At 68.1% G+C, this 19,749-nt stretch carries 16 protein-coding genes and 1 pseudogene; 9 read left to right on the top strand and 8 right to left on the bottom strand.

The annotated features are described in order from the left end of the window. Positions 1-63: 63 nt before the first annotated feature. The 4 genes from FRZ32_RS01100 to aceA form a co-directional block, all read right to left on the bottom strand. Positions 64-2,307 (bottom strand): TonB-dependent receptor, encoded by a 2,244-nt coding sequence (locus tag FRZ32_RS01100; protein WP_147041762.1) that lies wholly within the window; start codon positions 2,305-2,307, stop codon positions 64-66. Between the two features lie 179 nt (positions 2,308-2,486). Continuing rightward, complete coding sequence (aceB, locus tag FRZ32_RS01095; protein WP_147041761.1) at positions 2,487-4,055, bottom strand: malate synthase A; 1,569 nt, start codon at positions 4,053-4,055, stop codon at positions 2,487-2,489. Next, complete coding sequence (locus FRZ32_RS01090) at positions 4,052-4,249, bottom strand: DUF4170 domain-containing protein (RefSeq protein WP_147041760.1); 198 nt, start codon at positions 4,247-4,249, stop codon at positions 4,052-4,054. The genes aceB and FRZ32_RS01090 overlap by 4 nt, the downstream gene beginning before the upstream one ends. A gap of 11 nt (positions 4,250-4,260) precedes the next feature. Beyond that, positions 4,261-5,538: an isocitrate lyase gene (aceA, locus tag FRZ32_RS01085; protein WP_147041759.1), complete on the bottom strand. Its 1,278-nt coding sequence runs from the start codon at positions 5,536-5,538 to the stop codon at positions 4,261-4,263. Positions 5,539-5,664: 126 nt separating this feature from the next. Here aceA and FRZ32_RS01080 point away from each other — a divergent pair, with 126 nt between their 5' ends. The 4 genes from FRZ32_RS01080 to FRZ32_RS01065 all read left to right on the top strand — a co-directional run bounded on the left by FRZ32_RS01080 (position 5,665) and on the right by FRZ32_RS01065 (position 11,020). Continuing rightward, positions 5,665-7,062, top strand: a complete 1,398-nt coding sequence (locus tag FRZ32_RS01080; RefSeq protein WP_147041758.1) for a helix-turn-helix domain-containing protein — start codon at positions 5,665-5,667, stop codon at positions 7,060-7,062. A 59-nt stretch (positions 7,063-7,121) separates the two neighbouring features. Next, on the top strand, positions 7,122-7,916 hold the full coding sequence (locus tag FRZ32_RS01075; RefSeq protein ID WP_147041757.1) for a DUF72 domain-containing protein: 795 nt from the start codon (positions 7,122-7,124) through the stop codon (positions 7,914-7,916). After that, positions 7,913-9,412: an L-piperidine-6-carboxylate dehydrogenase gene (gene amaB, locus FRZ32_RS01070; protein WP_147041756.1), complete on the top strand. Its 1,500-nt coding sequence runs from the start codon at positions 7,913-7,915 to the stop codon at positions 9,410-9,412. The genes FRZ32_RS01075 and amaB overlap by 4 nt, the downstream gene beginning before the upstream one ends. Before the next feature lie 69 nt (positions 9,413-9,481). Continuing rightward, entirely contained in the window at positions 9,482-11,020 is a 1,539-nt protein-coding gene (locus FRZ32_RS01065) for a putative bifunctional diguanylate cyclase/phosphodiesterase (protein WP_147041755.1), read from the top strand. Between the two features lie 37 nt (positions 11,021-11,057). Here the strand turns inward: FRZ32_RS01065 and FRZ32_RS01060 are convergent. From FRZ32_RS01060 to FRZ32_RS01045, 4 genes and pseudogenes are all read right to left on the bottom strand, one after another. Further along, positions 11,058-11,717: pseudogene (locus FRZ32_RS01060) on the bottom strand (NnrU family protein); the annotation flags it as partial. 1 nt (position 11,718) lies between these two features. After that, positions 11,719-13,086, bottom strand: coding sequence for an amidohydrolase family protein (locus FRZ32_RS01055; RefSeq protein ID WP_147041754.1), 1,368 nt, complete (start codon positions 13,084-13,086; stop codon positions 11,719-11,721). After that, complete coding sequence (locus tag FRZ32_RS01050; protein ID WP_147041753.1) at positions 13,083-14,465, bottom strand: amidohydrolase; 1,383 nt, start codon at positions 14,463-14,465, stop codon at positions 13,083-13,085. The genes FRZ32_RS01055 and FRZ32_RS01050 overlap by 4 nt, the downstream gene beginning before the upstream one ends. A 22-nt stretch (positions 14,466-14,487) precedes the next feature. Continuing rightward, positions 14,488-16,506: a peptide MFS transporter gene (locus FRZ32_RS01045; RefSeq protein WP_147041752.1), complete on the bottom strand. Its 2,019-nt coding sequence runs from the start codon at positions 16,504-16,506 to the stop codon at positions 14,488-14,490. Positions 16,507-16,632: 126 nt separating this feature from the next. On the opposite strand from FRZ32_RS01045, the gene FRZ32_RS01040 reads away from it, so the two are divergent. The 5 genes from FRZ32_RS01040 to FRZ32_RS01025 all read left to right on the top strand — a co-directional run bounded on the left by FRZ32_RS01040 (position 16,633) and on the right by FRZ32_RS01025 (position 19,728). After that, positions 16,633-17,226 carry a nitroreductase family protein gene (locus tag FRZ32_RS01040; RefSeq protein WP_147041751.1) on the top strand — a complete coding sequence of 198 codons (594 nt, stop codon included), beginning with the start codon at positions 16,633-16,635 and terminating at the stop codon, positions 17,224-17,226. 32 nt (positions 17,227-17,258) lie between these two features. After that, positions 17,259-17,603: a GntR family transcriptional regulator gene (locus FRZ32_RS01035; protein WP_192901863.1), complete on the top strand. Its 345-nt coding sequence runs from the start codon at positions 17,259-17,261 to the stop codon at positions 17,601-17,603. Between the two features lie 100 nt (positions 17,604-17,703). Beyond that, entirely contained in the window at positions 17,704-17,853 is a 150-nt protein-coding gene (locus FRZ32_RS15150; protein WP_158635781.1) for a hypothetical protein, read from the top strand. 52 nt (positions 17,854-17,905) lie between these two features. Next, positions 17,906-18,316 (top strand): MliC family protein, encoded by a 411-nt coding sequence (locus FRZ32_RS01030; RefSeq protein WP_147041750.1) that lies wholly within the window; start codon positions 17,906-17,908, stop codon positions 18,314-18,316. A gap of 128 nt (positions 18,317-18,444) precedes the next feature. Further along, the gene (locus FRZ32_RS01025) at positions 18,445-19,728 is read left to right on the top strand and encodes an LPXTG cell wall anchor domain-containing protein (protein ID WP_158635780.1); all 1,284 of its coding nucleotides are present in this window, start codon (positions 18,445-18,447) and stop codon (positions 19,726-19,728) included. Positions 19,729-19,749 lie beyond the last annotated feature (21 nt).

Here is a 19,749-nt window from a genome sequence, read left to right as displayed (position 1 = left end):
TACGCACTCTAAAAGACGGCGGCCGCCCGATCCGCGGATCGGAGCGGCCCGCCGGAGGGTCGTTCAGAAGAGGCGCAGCACGCTGATACCGTACTGCCGCGGCGGTCCGGCGAAATCGAGGCCGGAGTTGAGTGCGCCGACATAGTGCTGGTTGGTGAGGTTGGTGCCGTAGAGCGTCACCGTCCACGGCCCCTTCGTCCACGCCAGCTGGGCGCCCAGGATGTTGCGATCCTCGAGCCGGTCCCCGAGCGCGGGGTTCTCGAACAAGGTCGCCCATTGTGCGGCGACGTGGCCGAAATTGACCCGCGGCGTCAGCGTGCCCGCATTGCCAAGGTTGAACACATATTGGGCGCCGGCATTGAAGGTGAAGTTCGGCGCATAGGTCTGTTCGCGGCCCTTGAGATTGAGGCAGGTCGCGCTCGCCGGGCCCGTATTCGGATCGCACGGCAGGACGCTGGGGAGGCGCGGGTCGGTGGCGAAGAACTGGCCCAGCGAGCTGTGGATCGCGCTCACCCCGAAATCGAACGAGAAGCGCCCGAGATGCGCCTCGGCCTCGAACTCGGCGCCATAGATGCGGGTGGTATCGGGAACATTCACCTCGATGCCGAAGGTCGGGAACAGCGGATAGCCGATGATCACCTGGAAGTTGCGGTAATTGTTATAGAAGCCGTTGAGCGTCGTGCGGATGTGGCCGCCGAGGAAATTGGCGCGCCAGCCGGCTTCGAAGGAGGTCACCTTCTCAGGCTCGAAGGGATCTGGCAGGCCGAGGCCGACCGGCACGTTGAGCCCGCCGGCGCGGAAGCCGGTCGCCGCGAAGGCGTAGAGATACTGGTTGCGGTTGATCTCCCAGCCGAGCGAGGCCTTCCACGAAAAATCGTTCGCCCGCGCGCTCTGCTGGTCGTCGATCGGGACGCCATATTGGATGACTTGCACGTCGTTGCGCGTGTGGCTCCAGGTGTAGCGGCCGCCAAGTTCGAGCTTGAGCTGCGGGGTGATCCGGAAGCCGACCTGGCCGAAGAAGGCGAGATCGCGCTGCGGATTGGTGCCCTCCAGCCTGTATTCGGTGGCCGGATTGCCCTCGGGGACGCCGATCACGAACTGGAAGGGGCGCCGGAAATAGTAGGTGTTCCACTGGCCATAGGCGCCGAGCAGCCAGGTGAAGCGCTGGTCGTCCGGCGAGATCAGGTTGATTTCCTGCGACCAGATGCGCTCGCCGACATTGTCGAAGAAGGTCTGGTTCGCATTGGGCGTGAAGACGGTCGGCGCGGCGAGGCCGTCGAGATCGGCGCGATATTTGGTGGTGCCGTTCTGGTAGCCGCTGATCGAACGCAGCCGCACGCCGCCATCGAACTCATAGTCGATCCGGAGCGTGGAGCGGACGAACGAGTCCTTCGCGCCCTGTGGCGAATTCAGGCTGATGTCGAACAGGTCGTTATAATAGGGATTGGGCGTGGACGTGCCCGGCAGGACGCGGAACCGCGCATAATAGGGATCGGCCGGATAGGCGCCGTAATCGAGATAATCGACGTCGGTCTTCGACAGGATCGAGAGCCGGTCCGTCGGGCGCCACAGGAAGCTGATCCGGCCCGCGGCCTCGCGCAGGTCGCCGTTGTTGCCGGTATAGGGCGTCCCGCCCGGGCCGGTGATGTCATAGAAGCCCCCGCGGCGCTCGGTGAACCAGGCGATGCGGGCGGCGAAGGTGTCGCTGATCGGCAGGTTGATCGCGCCCTGGAGACCGGCATCCGAATAGGAGCCGAACTGTCCCTGCAAATAGCCGTGGGCGCCGCCGCCGATGATCGGATCGTTGGTGGTGACGAACACCGCGCCGCCGGTCGAGTTCTGGCCGGCGATCGTGCCCTGCGGCCCGCGCAGCACCTCGACCCGGGCGATGTCGAAATAAGGCTCGCCCTGGAAATAGCCGGGGAAGGTGGCAACGCCGTCGCGATACGTGATGACCCCGGTCAGCGTCTGGGTGTTGTGCTCGGCCTTGCCGATGCCGCGGATGTTGAATTCGAGGCCCTGGCCGAAATTGTCCACCGCGACGCTCGGCATCGCGAACTGGAGCTGATCGACATTGACGATATTGCGGTTGGCGAGATCCGCGCCGGTCAGCACCGAGGCGGCGATCGGCGTCGTCTGCAGCCGCTCGTTGCGGCGCTGGGCAGTAACGACGATGTCCTGGCCGGACTGATCCTGGTCGGCATTGCTGCTCTGCGACGTGCCACTGTCGGACGTCGTCTGCGCTCCGGCCTGTCCGCACCATGCGATCGAAATCAGCGACGCGCCAATCAGGACGACACTCTTCATAACCCCTCCCATCTGCGACGTTCTAGGACGTCTTGCATGGGGGAGTGCCGCAAATCGACGCCGATTTCAATACTAATTCACGCGCTAGTGAATATCTTGATCGACTGTGCTTTTCATGCACGACCGATGGGGCCGCGCATCGGCGGCCCCGTGCCGGAGCGGCGGTGCGACTCCTCGGGTCAGAGCAGCCGATAGGCGGGAAGCGTCAGGAACTCCTCCAGCGTCGCGGAGGTGACCAGCTCGGTAAAGATGGTTGCCGCCTCCTCGATATGCGGCTCACCCAGAGCACGCAGTGCCGCAAGCTCATCGGCCAGGATCGCGTCGAACAATTTGTGCCCGAGCGGCCGGCCGTCGTCCAGCGGGGCCTCGAAACGAAGCCAATGCCACAGCTGCGTGCGGCAGATCTCGGCGGTCGCGGCGTCCTCCATCAGATTGTAGAGGGGGACGGCGCCGCGCCCGCCGATCCAGGCGGCGATGTAGCGGATTGCGACGCGGATATTGCCGCGCACGCCAGCCTCGGTGCGCGGCCCCTCATGGAGCCGAAGCATGTCCTCGCGGGTGACGCCGCTGTCGATCCGGCGGTGGAGCTGGTTCGGGCCGGGAAAGGCGTTTTCGAACACCTCCATCGCGACCGGGACGAGGGCCGGGTGCGCGACCCAGGTGCCGTCATGGCCGTTCGCCGCCTCGCGCCTTTTGTCGGCGCGCACCTTGTCGAATGCGGCCTCGTTGGCGGCCTCGTCGCCCTTGACCGGGATCTGCGCGGCCATCCCGCCCATCGCGAAAGCACCGCGCCGGTGGCAGGTTTCGATGAGCTTCAGCGAATAGGCGGCAAGGAAGGCCTTATCCATCTTCATCGCCGCGCGATCGGGGGTCAGCCGCTCCGGCGTCCGGCCGAGCCGCTTGATGTAGGAGAAAATATAGTCCCAGCGGCCGCAATTCAGGCCGACGATATTCTCCTTCAGAGCGTGGAGAATCTCGTCCATCTCGAAGGCGGCGGTGATCGTTTCGATCAGCACCGTCGCCTTGATCGTCCCGCGCGCCAGGCCGAGCTTCTGCTCAGCGAAGGCGAAGACGTCGCTCCACAACGCGGCCTCCTCCATGCTCTCGAGCTTGGGGAGGTAGAAATAGGGGCCTGAGCCCGCCTCGATCGAGGCCGCGGCATTGTGCCAGACGTAAAGGCCGAAATCGAACAGGCCGCCGGCGATCGCGGCGCCGTCCACCGTGAAGTGGCGCTCGTCGAGGTGCCAGCCGCGCGGGCGGACCATCAGCACGGCGGGATCGGGGGCGAGTGCATAATGGCGGCCGGAGGCGGGGTCGTCGAAATCGAGCGATCCGCGCCAGCGATCGCGCAGGTTCGCCTGGCCCGCGAGCATGTTCGCGAAGGTCGGCGCGGTCGCATCCTCGAAATCCGCCATGAAGACGCGCGCGCCGGAATTGAGCGCGTTGACGATCATCTTGCGATCGGTCGGCCCGGTGATCTCGACGCGGCGATCGAGCAGGTCCGGCGGGATCGCGCCAACGCTCCAGTCGGACTCGCGGATGGCGCGCGTGTCGGATCGGAAATCGGGCAGCTCGCCGGCGTCGAAGCGGCGCTGGCGCTCCTGGCGCTCGGCGAGCAGCGCGCGCCGCCGGGCATCGAAGCGGCGGTGAAGCGCCTCCAGGAAGGCGCGCGCTTCCGGGGTGAGGATATCGTCCATGCCGGCCGTTTCAGCCGGCGCGGCCCGCTCGGTCAACGCCAGATCGCTCATCGGCCGCGCCCGTCGGCGACGATGCTGTATTGCATCGTCGCGGGGGCGGTTCCGGGGCGGCAGGTCAGCCGCACCCATTCGTCATGCGCCCGCCGCTCGTCCTCGAATGGTCCCGCGAGCGTCTCGGTGCCGGGGACGAGCCGGCGGAATGCGGCATCCTCATATTCGCCGCCGACGACCCAATAGCGTTTCATCGCTTCTCTCCTCATGCGGCACGTTCGAACTGGGCGGTTTCGGTCGATCCGGCGAGCGCCACTGTCGAGGCTTCGGGGCCCGCGATGGTCTGCGCGACCAGATCGAAATAGCCGGTGCCGACTTCGCGCTGGTGCCGGGTCGCGCTGTAGCCGGCGGCCTCGCTCGCGAATTCGGCCTGCTGGAGATCGGAATAGGCGGCCATGCCGCGGTCCCGATAGCCCCGCGCAAGCTCGAACATCGCGTGGTTGAGGCTGTGGAAGCCCGCCAGGGTGACGAACTGGAACTTGTAGCCCATCGCCCCGAGCTCGCGCTGGAAGCGTGCGATGGTGTCCTTGTCGAGCTTCGCCTCCCAGTTGAAGCTCGGCGAGCAATTATAGGCCATCATCTTGCCCGGGCAGGCCTTCTGCACCGCCTCGGCGAAGCGGCGCGCATCCTCGAGATTGGGATGGCTCGTCTCCCACCACAGGAGATCGGCGTGCGGGGCGAAGGCGATGCCCCGCTTGATGCAATGATCGATGCCGGTGCCGTCCTTCAGCCGGAAGAAGCCTTCGGCCGTGCGCTCGCCGGTGAGGAACTCATGGTCGCGCTCGTCGATGTCGGACGTGATCAGGCGCGCGCTTTCCGCATCGGTTCGCGCGACGAGGATCGTCGGCACGCCGCAGACGTCCGCCGCCAGCCGCGCCGCGTCGAGGTTGCGGATATGCGCCTGGGTCGGGATCAGCACCTTGCCCCCCAGATGCCCGCACTTCTTCTCGCTCGCGAGCTGGTCCTCGAAATGGACGCCGGCCGCGCCCGCCTCGATATAGGCCTTCATGATCTCGAAGCAGTTGAGCGGTCCGCCGAAGCCGGCCTCGGCATCGGCGACAATCGGCACGAACCAGTCGCGCGTCGCGCCGCCCTCCATATGCTCGATCTGGTCGGCGCGCTGGAGCGTGCGGTTGATCCGGCGGCAGAGCTCCGGACCGGCATTGGCGGGATAGAGCGACTGATCCGGGTACATGGCGCCGGCGGTGTTCGCGTCCGCCGCGACCTGCCAGCCGGACAGGTAGATGGCTTCAAGCCCCGCGCGCACCATCTGCATCGCCTGGTTGCCGGTGACGGCGCCGAGCGCGCGCACCGGCTCCTCGCGCTTGAGCATCGCCCACAGCCGCTCGGCGCCGCGCCGCGCGAGGCTGTATTCGACCGGGACGGAGCCGCGCAGGCGGGCCACGTCCTCAGGCGTGTAGGCGCGCGCGATACCGTCGAAGCGGTCGGCGGGGGCGGGGATCAGATCAGCGAAATCGGTCATGGCGGCCTCGCAGCAGGAACGGTGGTGCCATCGAAATCACCGATCCGGGCGTCCCGCATCCCCGAAAAAGGTCGCTGCGTCACGATACGACTTGCGTGTATTGTATAAAGTTGACAGATTTGCAGGATGGCGGAACGCAAACTCCACCTTGGCGGTCGAATGCGCCGGTTGCGCCGCGAGCTCGGCCTCAACCAGGCCGCCATGGCGGCCGAGATCGGCATTTCGCCCTCCTATCTGAACCATATCGAACGCAACCAGCGGCCGGTCACAGCGACCGTGCTGCTGCGCCTCGCCGAAGCCTATGACGTCGATCTGAAGAGCTTTGCGGCCGAGGGCGGCGATGCGGTCGGCCCCGCCCAGCTCGGCGAGATTTTCGCCGATCCGCTGTTCTCCGACCTCGCCGTGCCGCGCTACGAGCTGGTCGAGATCGCCGACAATGCGCCCGCCGCGGCCGAGGGCATCGCACGACTCTATGCCGCGCTCGGCGAACTGCGCCAGCGGCCCGCGGGAGAGAGCGAGGAGAATGCCGCGCTCAGCCCGACCAAATGGGTGCGCGACTATATTCAGTCGCAGCGCAACCATTTCCCGGCGATCGAGGAGGCTGCGGAGACGCTGGCCGGCGCGCTCGGCGATCCACTCGCCATCGCCGAGACGCTGCGGCGCCGGCTCAGGGAGGCATTCGGCATCGACGTGCGCGTCGTTGCGCCCGAGTTGATTGAAGGAGCCAGCCAGCATTACGATATCCATCGCAAGCGGCTGCTCCTCTCCCAGCTGCTCCGGAGCGAGAGCCGGACGTTCGCGCTCGCCTACCAGCTCGTGCTGGTGGAGTTCCGCGCGCTGCTCGACAGGATGGTGGTGTCCGCCGCGCCGCCCGACGCGCCGACCCGCAGGCTGCTTCACATGAGCCTCGCCAATTATGCGGCGGCGGCGGCCATGATGCCCTACCAGTCATTTCTCGAGGCGGCGGAGCGCCATCGCTACGATCTGGACCGGCTGTGCGCCGAGTTCGGCGTCAGCGCGGAGCAGGCGGCGCATCGGCTGACGACGCTCAACCGGGCCGGCGCGCGCGGCGTCCCCTTCTTCATGCTGAGGGTCGATGCCGCGGGCAACGTTTCCAAGCGCTTCGCCGGCGAGAGCTTTCCGTTCAGCCGCTTCGGCGGCACCTGCCCGCGCTGGAACCTCCATTCGGCTTTCCAGACGCCGGGCCGGGTCGTCACGCAGGTTGTCGAGACTCCGGACGGCGAGCGCTATTTCACGATCGGACGAACGGTGTCGCGCGCCATCCGCCTCGATCCGGCGGAGGACAGCCAGCTTGCCATCGGCCTCGGCTGCGATGTTCGCCACGCCGCGCGCATCGCCTATGCCGACGGGCTGGACCTCGCCCATCCGCGGGTCACCCCGATCGGCCCGGCCTGCGCGCTCTGCCCGCGCGCCGGCTGTCCCCAGCGCGCCACCGCCCCCGTGGGTCGCACCCTGGCGGTGAGCGAGCTCAGGAAATCAGTCTCGCCATTCCCGTTCGTGTAAGTCCGCCGGCGCGAACGCGCTTATTGCCCGCCACCGGTGCGAACCTTAGGAAGCGGGGCATGGCATCCATTCATATCGGCGTCGGCGGCTGGGATTATGAGCCGTGGCGGGAGACCTTCTATCCGCCGAAGCTCGCCAAGGCGAAGCAGCTCGAATATGTCGGCGCGCACCTGACTGCGACCGAGGTCAACGCGACCTATTACAGAAGCCAGAAACCGGAAACATTCGCGCGCTGGGCACAGACGGTGCCGGACGGCTTCCGCTTCGCGCTCAAGGCGTCGCGCTTCTGCACCAATCGTCGCGTGCTCGGCGAGGCGGGGGAGTCGATCGCCCGCTTCTGCGGGCAGGGGCTGACCGAGCTCGGTGACAAGCTGGGCCCGATCCTGTGGCAGCTCGCCCCGACCAAGAAATATGATCCCGACGACATCAGCGCGTTTCTCGCCCTCTTGCCGACGCGGCAGGACGGGATCGCGCTCCGGCACGCGATCGAGGTAAGGCACGAGAGCTTCCGGTCGGCGGACTTCGTGGCCCAGGCGCGCGCGGCAGGGGTGGCGATCGTCTTCGCGCATCACGACACCTATCCCGAGATCGCCGATCAGACCGCCGGATTCGTCTATGCGCGGCTCCAGTCCACGCGCGCGGAGGAGCCCACCGGCTATACGTCGGCCGAGCTGGATGGCTGGGCGGAGGTGATCCGCGGCTGGGCGAGCGGCGAACGCCCGGCTGGGCGCGCTTATGCGTCGAACGTGCCGGCGTCGGCAGAACCCCGCGAGGTCTTCGCCTTCATCATCTCCGGCGCCAAGGAGCGCAATCCGGCCGCCGCCATGGCCCTCATCGAACGGACCGCAAGATGAGCTTTTCTTCCGAAGCCGAAGCGGCGCGGTTGTTCGACCGGCTCGGGATCACGCCGGGCGCCGGCGATCTCGGCTCGACCTCGCCGATCGACGGCGGCCTGATCGGCAAGGTGGCCACCGCCTCGCCGGCCGATGTCGCCGCCGCCGTCGGTCGCGCGCAGGCCGCCTTCCAGCACTGGCGCATGGTGCCGGCCCCGCGCCGCGGCGAGCTCGTCCGCAGGTTCGGGGAGGCGCTGCGGGCGCACAAGGAGCCGCTCGGCCGCCTCGTCACGCTCGAATGCGGCAAGATCCTCTCCGAGGGGCTCGGCGAGGTCCAGGAGATGATCGACATCTGCGATTTCGCGGTCGGCCTCTCGCGGCAATTGCACGGCCTGACCATCGCGACCGAGCGGCGTGACCATCGGATGATGGAAACCTGGCATCCGCTCGGGCCGGTCGGCGTGATCTCGGCGTTCAACTTTCCGGTTGCCGTGTGGGCCTGGAACGCCTGCCTCGCCCTGGTGTGCGGCGATACAGTGGTGTGGAAGCCGTCCGAGAAGACTCCGCTCTGCGCGGCGGCGGTCGCCGCGATCTTCGCCGGCGTCGCCATCGAGTTCGAGGAGGCGCCTGAGGGCCTGCTCGAGCTGGTCCAGGGCGGGCGCGAGGCGGGCGAGGCGCTGGCGGACGATCCGCGCGTGCCGCTGGTGTCGGCGACCGGATCGACCCGCATGGGCCGCGCGCTTGCGCCGCGCGTCGCCGTGCGCTTCGGCCGCACCTTGCTTGAGCTTGGCGGCAACAATGCGATGATCGTCGCGCCCTCGGCGGATCTCGCGCTCGCGGAGCGTGCGATCGCCTTCGCCGCGGTCGGCACCGCGGGGCAGCGCTGCACGAGCCTCAGGCGGCTCATCGTCCACGACGATATCTACGATCATCTGGTCGGCCGCCTGAAGGCGATCTGGCCTGGTCTTTCGATCGGCAATCCGTTTGAGAGCGGCACCCTGGTCGGCCCGCTGATCGACGAGGATGCGGTCGCGGCCATGCAGGCGGCGCTCGCGCGGGCGAAAGGGCAGGGGGGCGCCATCCAGGGCGGTGAGCCGATCGGAGGCTGCTATGTCCGGCCGGCGCTCGCGGAAATGCCGGCGCAGTCGGGCGTCGTGATCGAAGAGACGTTCGCGCCGATCCTCTACATCCTGCGCTATCGCACGCTGGACGAGGCGATCGCCCTCCAGAACGGCGTGCCGCAGGGCCTGTCTTCGTCGATCTTCACCACCGATCTGCGCGAGGCGGAGACCTTCCTGTCGGCGGCCGGCTCGGATTGCGGCATCGCCAACGTCAATCTCGGCCCCTCGGGCGCCGAGATCGGCGGGGCGTTCGGCGGCGAGAAGGAGACCGGCGGCGGGCGCGAGAGCGGATCCGATTCCTGGCGCGCCTATATGCGCCGCGCCACGAACGTCGTGAATTACGGCCGCGATCTGCCGCTCGCGCAGGGCGTGGATTTCGATCTGCCGACAGAATGACCCACGAAAATCCAAGCGATTTGTTAACCGCTCCTCCGTTATTTCCGTGTCGCCTCGGGGGAGAGACACGTGGGTTATTCGCGCAGGGTCGGCCCGCCGATCGTTTCGGCAGCGGTGGCGACACTTGTCCTGACCAATTTCGCGACGGTGAGCATCATCCGCGACAGCGCGAGCTCGCGGCTGGAGCTGTTCGCGACGATCTGGCCGATCGCGCTCACCTCCGCGGTCGCGATCATCCTCGTCATGTCCGTCCTCTATCGCTCACTCGTCGACGTGGTTCAGGAGCTGGAGGCGCGGCAGGAAGCCGTGCAGCATCAGGCGCTGCATGACCGGCTGACCGGCCTCGCCAACCGGGCTCTGCTCGAGGATCGACTGGCCCAGGCGCTGACGCGCTACCGCCGAAGCGGCGAGCAGGTCGCGCTGCTCATGCTCGATCTGGACCGGTTCAAGCAGGTGAATGACACGCTCGGCCACAATGCCGGCGACATCCTTGTCGCCGAGGTCGCGGATCGCCTGCGCGGCCTTGCCCGCGAGACCGACACGGTGGCACGCATCGGCGGCGACGAATTCGCGATCGTCCAGGTCGGCGCAAAGGGTGAGGCCGACGTCCGCCGCCTGTGCGAACGGATCATCGCCGTCATCCGCCAGCCCTTCTTCATCGGCGAGCGCGAGGCGCGGGTCGGCGTTTCGATCGGCGCGGTGTTCGCGAGCGCGGAAGTGGCCGAGGCGGCCGAACTGCTCCGCAAGGCGGACATCACCATGTACCGCGCCAAGGCGGCGGGCCGCGACTGTTTCCGAATCTTCACCGAGGCGATGGATGCCGACGTCCAGCGTCGCGACCGGATCGAAAGCGCGCTTCGCGCCGAGCTGCGCGGGACCGGCGACGCGCTGAAGCTCCATTACCAGCCGGTCATCGGGCGCGGCGGCGAGGTGACGGGGCTCGAAGGGCTGCTGCGTTGGGCCCATCCGACCCTCGGCCAGCTCGCCCCGGCCGAGATCGTGCCGATCGCCGAGGAATGCGGACTGATCGACGAAGTGGGCCTGCTCGCCTTTCGCGACGCCTGCCGCATGGCGCGCCGCTGGCCGACCCTGTCGATCTGCGTGAACCTGTCGCCGCTCCAGTTTCGCGATCCGGCCTTCCCCGCGGTGCTCCGCGGCATCGCGGCGGGAGAGGGCGTTGAGCCGCGCCAGTTCGATCTGGAGATCACCGAGACCTTGTTCATCGAGCATGGCGCGCTGTGTGCCCAGGCGATCGAGGAGTTGCGGCGCGACGGCTTCCGCATCGCGCTCGATGATTTCGGCACCGGCTATTCCTCGCTTTCCTGCCTGCGCCGCTTCCCGGTCGACCGGATCAAGCTCGATCGTTCCTTCATCGACGTCGCGGCGCGCGACCAGAGCGTCGCCATCATCCGCGCCGCGGTGACCCTGGGCCACGCCATGAAGGTCGATGTGGTCGCAGAGGGGATTTCGAGCGTCGATGAGGAGCAGATCGCGATCGAGGCGGGGTGCGATGCGCTCCAGGGCCATCTCTATGCGCCGGCGATGACACCGGACCAACTCGCCCTTTTCCTCGCCCAGCACCGGGCCGGGGTGTCGAACGCCGCCTAGCCTGCCAGCCGCCGAGCGGTGACACGATCGGCGCATGCCACGACGTCACCAGCGCCCACAGGACCATCCCGCCGACGACGGCGACCCATCCGGGCGCAGCCGAGCGCCAGGAGGCGCGGCCAGCGATCAGCGCGCCGAACGGGACCACGGAGGTCGCCGCCGCCCAGCCATGCCAGGCAGGGCCGAGCTGGCGCTGCTTGCGCAGGTCCTGTCCGATCGACCCGAACAGGGCGAGCACGAAGATGCCGCCGGCGACGATCAGGTTGCGCGGGCTTCCCGATGTCGACGCATGGACGAACGCCCACAGCATGAAGGCGGTGTTCATCGGGTGGCGGGTGATCGCGAACACGCCCCTGGGCGTGCCGATCGCCGCGGGCCCCGCGCCGGGATGGGGAAAGGCGGGATTGCGCCGGAGCGAGCCGATGAAGAGGATCGAGGCGACAAGCATCAGCGCCGATCCGATCGGCCACCAACCGGCAGGCGCGACCCACAGCGGAGCGAGATCGTCGCCGGCGCGGTAGGCGAGGATCATCCAGATGAAGGTCGCCAGCGAGACGAGCGAATAGAGGCCCAGGAAGCCACGTTCGGTCAGCGCGCGCACCAGGGGCGCGCGCAGCGGGTGGGACATCAGGAAGTGGAGCCCGACGAAGGCGAGCGTCGCGATCGCGAGGCTCGCCAACGGCGTCAGGCTCGCCATCCTATTGCCTCGGATTATAGGCGTGCGGCAGCGCGCCTTCCTGGGGCTGGCGATAGCGGTCGCGAAGCTCGGTCTGATGGTTGGTCAGCGACTGGCGCACCCCGTCGATCCAGACCGCGTCGACTCCGGTCGACAGTTCGAGCGGATCGCCGTCCCAGATGACCACATCGGCCCGGCGGCCCGGACGAAGCGTCCCGATCTGGTCGCCCATCCCGACGATATCGGCGGGACCGCCGCTGATCGATTCGAACGCGGCGTTCCAGTCGAGGCCCGTCGCGCCGGGGATGCGGGTGAGTGCGACGAGGTTGCCCGCATATTGCGTCTCGACCCGGATGTTGCGGCCGTCCTCGTCGTTCAGCATCCCGATCGCGACCTCGACGCCGGCGGCGTGCATCCGGCCGATATTGGATTGGGTCGCGGCGAGCTGCTCGAACGTCGCCGGAAGATCGTTGAGCGCGTTGGCCAGGACCGGGACATGCGCGGCGGCGATCCGGTCGGCCACGCGCCAGCCTTCGGCCGCGCCGACCAGCACGAGCTTCAGGCGCGGGAACTCCTGCTTCAGCGCGAGCACCTGGAGGATGTCGCTGGCGCGCTCGACATGAACGAAGAGCTGCTGCGTGCCATCGAGCACGGGGACCAGGGCGGCGGCGTCGAAGCGGGTCAGCAACACGTCGTCGGGCCGGCCGGTGCTGCCCTGGATATAGGGATTCTCCGGCGATCCGTCGGGGCCGTTCGGCCGGCGTGCGGAGGCCGGCAGGCGAAGGTCGCGCGCCTCGCGAAGGGCGTTGCGGAGCATCACATAAGCAGCCGCGCGGCTGCCGCCGGCATTGCTCGCCCCGTCCTCGCCAAGCTCGATGAACTGGAAGGCGCGGGGGCGGGTGATCGGCTCCATGTCGCCACCGAGGTCGATGATCGCGCCCTGGCCAGCAAAGATCGTGTTGCGGCCGGTGCCGGGCGAAACGATGGCGCGGGTGATGCCGGCGGCACGATTGACCGCGATCGCCGTCGCCAACGGGTTGATCGCTGGCGCGACGTCGATCGCCGCGTTGAACGGTGAATTCGGCGCACGCACGTCGTTGGTCTCGTCGACCGCATCGACCTCGAGCAGGCCGAGCCGCGAGAAGCCGGCGACGAGGCCCGGCGTCACCCATTTTCCGCGGGCGTCGACCGCTGTGGCGCCGGCCGGGACGGGCACATTGGCGCCGGCGGCGACGACACGGCCGTCGCGGATGACGACCGTGCCATTGTCGATCGGGGCGGTGCCGTCGCCGATGACGAGACGGCCGCCGGTGATCGCGACGGTTTCCGCCTGCGCGGGGGCCGCCGCGAGAGCCGCGATGCCGGCAAGGAGGAGGGCGAGCCTCTTCATTTCGTGTCTCCCTCGCCGGGCTGGCCGAGCTCGAAGTCGGTGACCGGCCGCATCCTGGGATTGTTCATGTCATACATCAGCGCGCCATCGATCCACACCTCCTGCGGGCGGGTGTAGACGCTGAACGGATTGCCGTTCCAAAGCACGACGTCGGCGCGCTTGCCGGGGCGCAGCGACCCGGTCTGGTTGTCGATGCCGAGGGCGTGGGCCGGATTGATCGCGAGCCACCGCCAGGCGACCTCGTCGGGAATATTGATTCCCATTCGGCGTCCGTCGGCCAGCGCTTCGGCCGCGGCCTGGTTCAATCGCTGGATGCCGTTGGGATCGTCGGAATGGACGATCGCGCAGGCGCCCGCATTGTGGACCATCGGGATATTCTCGTTGATCGCGTCATAGGCTTCCATCTTGAAGCCCCACCAATCGGCCCACATCGACGCGCAGGTATCGTTCTCGCGCAGGAGGTCGGCGATCTTGTAGGCTTCCACGGCGTGGTGGAAGCTCGCGATGTGGTAGCCGAACTCGCGCGCCATATCGAGCATGTTGGCCATCTCGTCGGCGCGGTAGCAGTGGTTGTGGACGAGGATCCGGCCCTCCAGCACCTCGACCAGCGTGTCGAGCGCGAAGTCGCGCGGGGTGTTGGGATCGCGGGCGCGCCGCTCGCGATATTCGATCGCGCGCTGCCAGGTCTGGCGCGCAAGCGCGATATTGCCCATCCGCGTGGAGGGCATCTGGTTGCGCCGGCCGTACACACGCTTCGGATTTTCGCCGCACGCCATCTTGAGCCCGCGCGGCGCGCCGGGGAAACGCATCGCCTGCACGGTGCGCGCCGGCACGTTGCGAAGCGTCACGCCGCGTCCGCCGAACAGATTGGCCGATCCGGGCAGGATCTGCAGCGTCGTGATGCCGCCATTGACGAGCGCGCGGGTGAAGCCTGGATCCTGCGGCCACACGCTATGTTCGGCCCACACTTCCGGCCGCACCGGGCTGGTCGCCTCGTTGCCGTCGGAAAGCGCATCGACGCCGGGGCTCGGATAGTCGCCGAGATGGGAGTGGACGTCGATCACGCCCGGCGTCACCCACAGTCCGTGGCCGTCGATCCGGGTGGCGCCGTCGGGGATCGGCGTATCGGGCCCGCCGACCGCCTGGATCTGGCCGCCCGCCATGACCACGGTGCCGTTCTCGATCCGTCCGCCCTCGCCATCATAGATGGTCGCGCCGGTGATCGCTGTCGGGACGGACGGATAGGGGCGGTAGGTGGACGGGTAAGGATCCTCCGGCGGCACATAATGCGGCACGGACGCGCGCGACGGCGATGCGGCCGACGCGCTCTGCGGCGGTGCCTGCCCCGCGCAGGCGGCCATCGCCGCCGCGCCGATCATGGTTGCGAATATGGGGCGCAGCTTATTGAACACCGTGCATCCACTTCTTGATGAGCGGGGAAAGGAGAAGGAGGAACAGGCCGATGCCGGCGGCGATCAGGCCGATGTGCCAGAACACCCCGACATAGGTTTCGAGGCTGACCTGTCGGTTGGTGACCTGGCCACCCACCGTCTCGACGCTCGCCACCTGGGCGACGACGCCGGCGACATATTGGGCACAGGAGATCGACAGGAACCACACGCCCATCATCAGGCCGACGATGCGGGTGATCGACAGCTTGGTGATCATCGACAGGCCAACCGGCGAGATGCACAGCTCGGCAAGGCTGTGGAGCAGATAGAGGCCGGCGAGCCACCAGAGGGCGACCCGGAAGTCCGGCCCGGCGAAATTCGTGCCCCAGACCAGAAACAGGAAGCCGGCGCCGACCCCGACCAAGGCGATCGCGAACTTGACCGGGATCGACGGCTCGAGGATCGTCGCCTCCTTCCAGTCCGAAACCTGCTTTGCCCAGGCGAGCGCCGCGACGATGGTGAGGACCGCCAGGATGAGCGCCACGATCAAGCCGCCGACCGGATTCGCGAAGGCGCCGTAGAGGCCCCAGGCGATGTAGAGCCCGGCGAGCGCCAGCACCGCCGTCCAGACATAGCCGAGCGCCTTGAGTCCGGCCCCCGGCGCCACGCTGCGGCGGGCCAGCGCGCTCCACAAGATGCTCATGATCGGCGCGAAGATGACGATGGAGAGCGGGTTGAAATTCTGGGTCTGCGGCGCCGAAAGCGAGAAGAGGCCGAAGACGGACAGGTCGGTGTTGCGATCGGCGAACAGCGTGAGCGAGGAGCCCGCCTGTTCGAACAACGTCCAGAAGACGACGTTGAAGGTGACGAGGATCATCGCCACCACCATCATCTGGAATTCCTGGCGGCTGCCTTTCACGTACGACCAGACGAGGATCGCAGGCACGCCGATCAGGAAGGACCCGAACAGCAATTTGCCCATCAGCGGCAGCGAGGCGACATAGCCGACGATGCCGCTTCCCGGCTCCGGCTCCGGCGCGTTCATCAGGTTGGTGAACAGGAAATAGAGCACCGGCACCGCGACGATCGCGAGCACGTAGATCAGCAGGCCGCGGTCCTTCCCGGCCTGCTCAGGCGTCTCGCCGATGCCGTTCAGGACGCCACCGTCGAAGCGGATCAGGCAATAGGAGAACAGCATGCCGGCGGCGGCGAGGCCGAAGCCGGCCCACCAGCCGAACATGTCGGCAAGGATCGGGCACAGGAGCTGCGAGAAGATCGAGCCGAGGTTGATGCCCATGTAGAAGATGGTGAAGCCGGCGTCGCGGCGGCGGTCGCCCTGCGCGTAGAGCGATCCCACCATCGTCGAGATATTCGGCTTGAAGAAGCCGTTGCCGACCGAAACGAGGCTCAGCGCGATCAGCATCAGCGCCACGTAGAAGGCGTTGCGCTCGCCGCCCGACACGAAATGGCCGGTCGGGACGGTGCGCGCGACGCTCTGGTCGGCGTTGAGCAGCGAGACGCTGCCGTCTTCATTGCCCTTGATCTCGAAGCGCTGGCCGGCGTCGATCAGGAAGCGCTGCTCGTTCGGCTGACTGGTCGGCCCGTCGCTGAAATTGTCGACCTGCACCTCGTATCGTGTGCCGTCGATCATTGCATAAGGTCGCGCGGTCTCGCCGCCGAAGCAGAGGAGGAAATAGCCGAGCGCCATCACGATCGCGCCGAACTTCACCGCCCGTTTCGAGCCGAGATATTGGTCGGCGAGGAAGCCGCCGATCAGCGGCGTCAGATAGACGAGCGCGGTATAGCCGCCGTAGAGGCCGGTCGCCTCGCGATCGCCGAAGACGAAATGCTTGGTGAGATAGAGCGTCAGCAGCGCCCGCATGCCGTAATAGCCGAACCGCTCCCACGCTTCGGTCGAGAACAGCCGGGCCAGCGGCCGCGGATGGCCGAACCAGGTCTTTTCCGCCGCCGGATTGACGTGGCTGATGTCCGGTTCGCGCGGGGAATCCGCGGTGGGCGTGTCTACCATCGAAGCTGCTCCCCCAAACTGGTTCGGCGGTTTGCGCCCGCCGCTATATGACCCGCAGACTAAAGGCAAAATTTCGCGTGTGAAGCCGGATTGTTAGTCAAGGCTTCGCCTGTTAGCGCCTTCGCCATGTTCAACGACACGTCCTCGCTGCCCGCCTATCTCGCGAGCCGCCGATCGGCGCGGCCGCGCGATCTCGTCGCGCCCGGGCCGGACGCGGACCAGCTCGCGCGCATCCTCGAGCTCGCCGCCCGCTCGCCCGATCACGGCAAGCTTCATCCGTGGCGCTTCGTCCATGTCGCGCAGGATCAGCGCGCCGATTTCGCCGTGCTTCTGGAGCGCGCCTATCGCGCAGCCAATCCCGATCCCAAGCGGCTCGAGATCGAGGCGGTGGCGCGCTTCGCCAGTCAGGCGCCGGAGCTTGTGGTCGTGCTGTCGAGCCCGATCCCCGGTCACAAGATCCCGGTGTGGGAGCAGGAATTGTCCTGCGGCGCCGCCTGCATGAATCTGCTCCATGCCGCGACCGCGCTCGGCTTCGCCGGCGGCTGGGTGACGGGCTGGGCGGCCTATTCGGACACGGTTCGCGAGGCCTTTGGAGGGCCGGGTGAGCGGATCGCCGGGTTCATCTTCCTGGGTAGTCTCGGCGCCCCGCTGGAAGAGCGCTTGCGCCCTGTGCCGGACGACGTGGCCTTCGAATGGGTCCCGCCCGCAACTTTTCCTTGACCCCGGGACTGTATTACTTCACCATCACGGCCATGAACAACGAGCGGCCCGTCTATCTCCGCCTGCGCGACACGATCGCGGCGATGATTCTGGAGGGGCGGGTGCGCGACGGCGATCCGTTGCCGTCGGTCCGCAGCCTCGCCGCCGATTTCGGCGCCAATCCGCTGACCGTCGCCAAGGCCTACCAGACCTTTCAGGAGGAGGGGCTGGTGACGGTGAAGCGCGGGGTCGGCATGTTCGTCGCCGCCGGCGCCGCCGATCGGCTGCGCGCGACCGAGCGGCAGGATTTCCTCGATCGCCGCTGGCCGGCCATCGTCACGCACATGCGCCGCCTGGGCCTCGATCCGGCGGATCTGGTCGAGCGCGCCGGCGCCTGACCCTTTTTGCGACGAAGGCGTCGCGCCATCGACGAACATGTCCGATCCTGCGACCGGGATTGTTGCCCCGTAACGATCGCATCCCCATATCGGGCACATCATGACGAACCGCCCGTTTCGCGCCTTCATGTTCTCGTTCGCCGGCAGCCTCGTGCTGCTGTTCGCGGCCTATGGCGTCGCGGCGCAGCTGATGCGCGTCCCCGTCGAAATGCCGCGCGGCCCGCTGCCGTCGCCAAGCGCGCCCGCTTGATTTTGCGCGGCGCGTGCCGCACCATCGCAGCGACTGCGGACGGAGGGGTGTGATGCGCTCTTTTCCACTTCGTGTTCTCATTCTGGGCGGCGGACTTTTCGGGCTTGCCGGCAATGCGCCGGTCCATAGCGGACCCGCGATCGTGCCTTATCAGTGCGGCGACGGGCGCATCGCCAACGTCGTCTATGATTCCGGCAACGATTATGTCCACGCCAGCGCCCGCGTGACCCTGGACGGGCGGACCATCGACATGAAGGCCGCGCCGACGCTCTACGGCGTCCGCTATCGGAGCGAGGCCGCGCCCGGCGCAACGGCGCTCGCCTGGTCGCTGCGCGGCGAGGAGGGCGTGCTGAGCGAGGCGCCGACCGACATGTCCTATGTCTCGGCGGAGCATGAGCTCGCGCGCTGCACACGCGTGCGCGTCGGCGCGGCCGATGACGGCGCCACCGCAGCGCACCGATAGTGTGACCCTTTTGCCGCAGTCGGGCGGCGGTTCGGCGTCGCGGCGTTGACTCGCCGCTGAACTTTTGCGTTTGGCCGCTTATGTGGAGCCGATCGCGGATCGGCGGGCGGGGTTTGAATCGGGTTTACATGACGAAGGGCAGATCGAGCCTGTGGATCGGCGGCGCCGCCGCGCTCCTTTGCGCATCCGCGGCCGGGGCGCAGACTGAGGGCAACAGCACGGCTCCGGTCGTCGCGCCGCAACTCCAGAATTTCCAGCTTCCATCCGGAAACCGGACTGCGGAGCCGACGACGCAGGGCCCGCCCGCGCCTGTCGGAGCGGGAACGACCGGACCGGCGCCGACGACCGAGCGTCCGGACCGCGGGCCGCCGATCGTCGCAGTGCCGGCGGCGCCGGTCATGCCAAGCCTGCGCCTGCCGCCGAATCTCGCGCCGCAGCAGCGCGGCCCGGTTATCCCCGGCGGCCAGCGTCCGGGAGCCCCCCGGCCGGCGACGGGGCCGGCCGCGCCTTCGCAAGCACCGCAGCCGCAGGCCGCCGCTCCAGCACAGGCCGGTCCGGCCGCGTCACCGACGCCCGAGCCGAGCGCCCCGGCGGACACGGCGCCCGAGACCGCGCCGGCGCCGGCCCCCGAATCGACGCCGATCTCAATTCCCGGCGAGCCGATGACTCCGTCTACCGGCGGCACGCTGCCGATCTGGCTGGAAATCGCCGGTGGCGCGGCGCTGGCGCTGCTGCTCGGATTCCTGCTGTGGCGGCGCGGGCGGCCGAAGCGACTGCTTCGCGCGGCGGCGCTGGCGGAGGCGGAGGCCGCGTCCGCCGCCGCTGCGTCCCGACCCTCGCCGCCCCCCGCTCCCGCGCCGGCCGCGCCTGCCGCCGCCCCGGCCCCGAAAGCGGATCCGTCGGCGCGGCCCTGGCTGGAGATCGATCTTCGCGCCGAGCGGGCGACGTTCAACACCGCCGAGGCGCTTGTCCAGTTCGAGCTCGATATCGCCAATGTCGGCGAGGCGCCGGCGCGCAACGTGCGGATCGACGTCAAGCTGTTCAACGCCGGCGCCGAGCAGGACAAGGAGATCGGCGCCTTCTTCCGCACCGCCGGCCGCGAAAGCGCGCGGGTGACGCTGCCGGGGGTCGAGCCCGGCGTCAGCGGCACGATCCGCGGCGAGGTCAGCATCGCGCGCGAGGAGATGAAGGCGCTGCGGCTCGACGAACGGCTGCTCTACATCCCGGTGATCGCCGTCAACGTCCTCTACGATCATGGCGAGGGGCGGACGGGCCAGACCTCGAAATCCTATGTCGTCGGGCGCGAGCTGCAGCAGCCGAGCGAGAAGATGGGCGCCTTCCGCGTCGATCAGGGGCCGCGCGTGTGGCGCACCATCGGCCAGCGCCAGCACAAGCTCGCGCGGCGGCTCTAGGCCGCGGTCCGGGCCTCCGCT

Source organism: Sphingosinicella ginsenosidimutans, assembly GCF_007995055.1.
GTDB classification, from domain to species: Bacteria; Pseudomonadota; Alphaproteobacteria; order Sphingomonadales; family Sphingomonadaceae; genus Allosphingosinicella; species Allosphingosinicella ginsenosidimutans.
The sequence above is the reverse complement of the archived record's forward strand: the minus strand, read 5'-3'. Positions and strand labels throughout refer to the sequence as shown.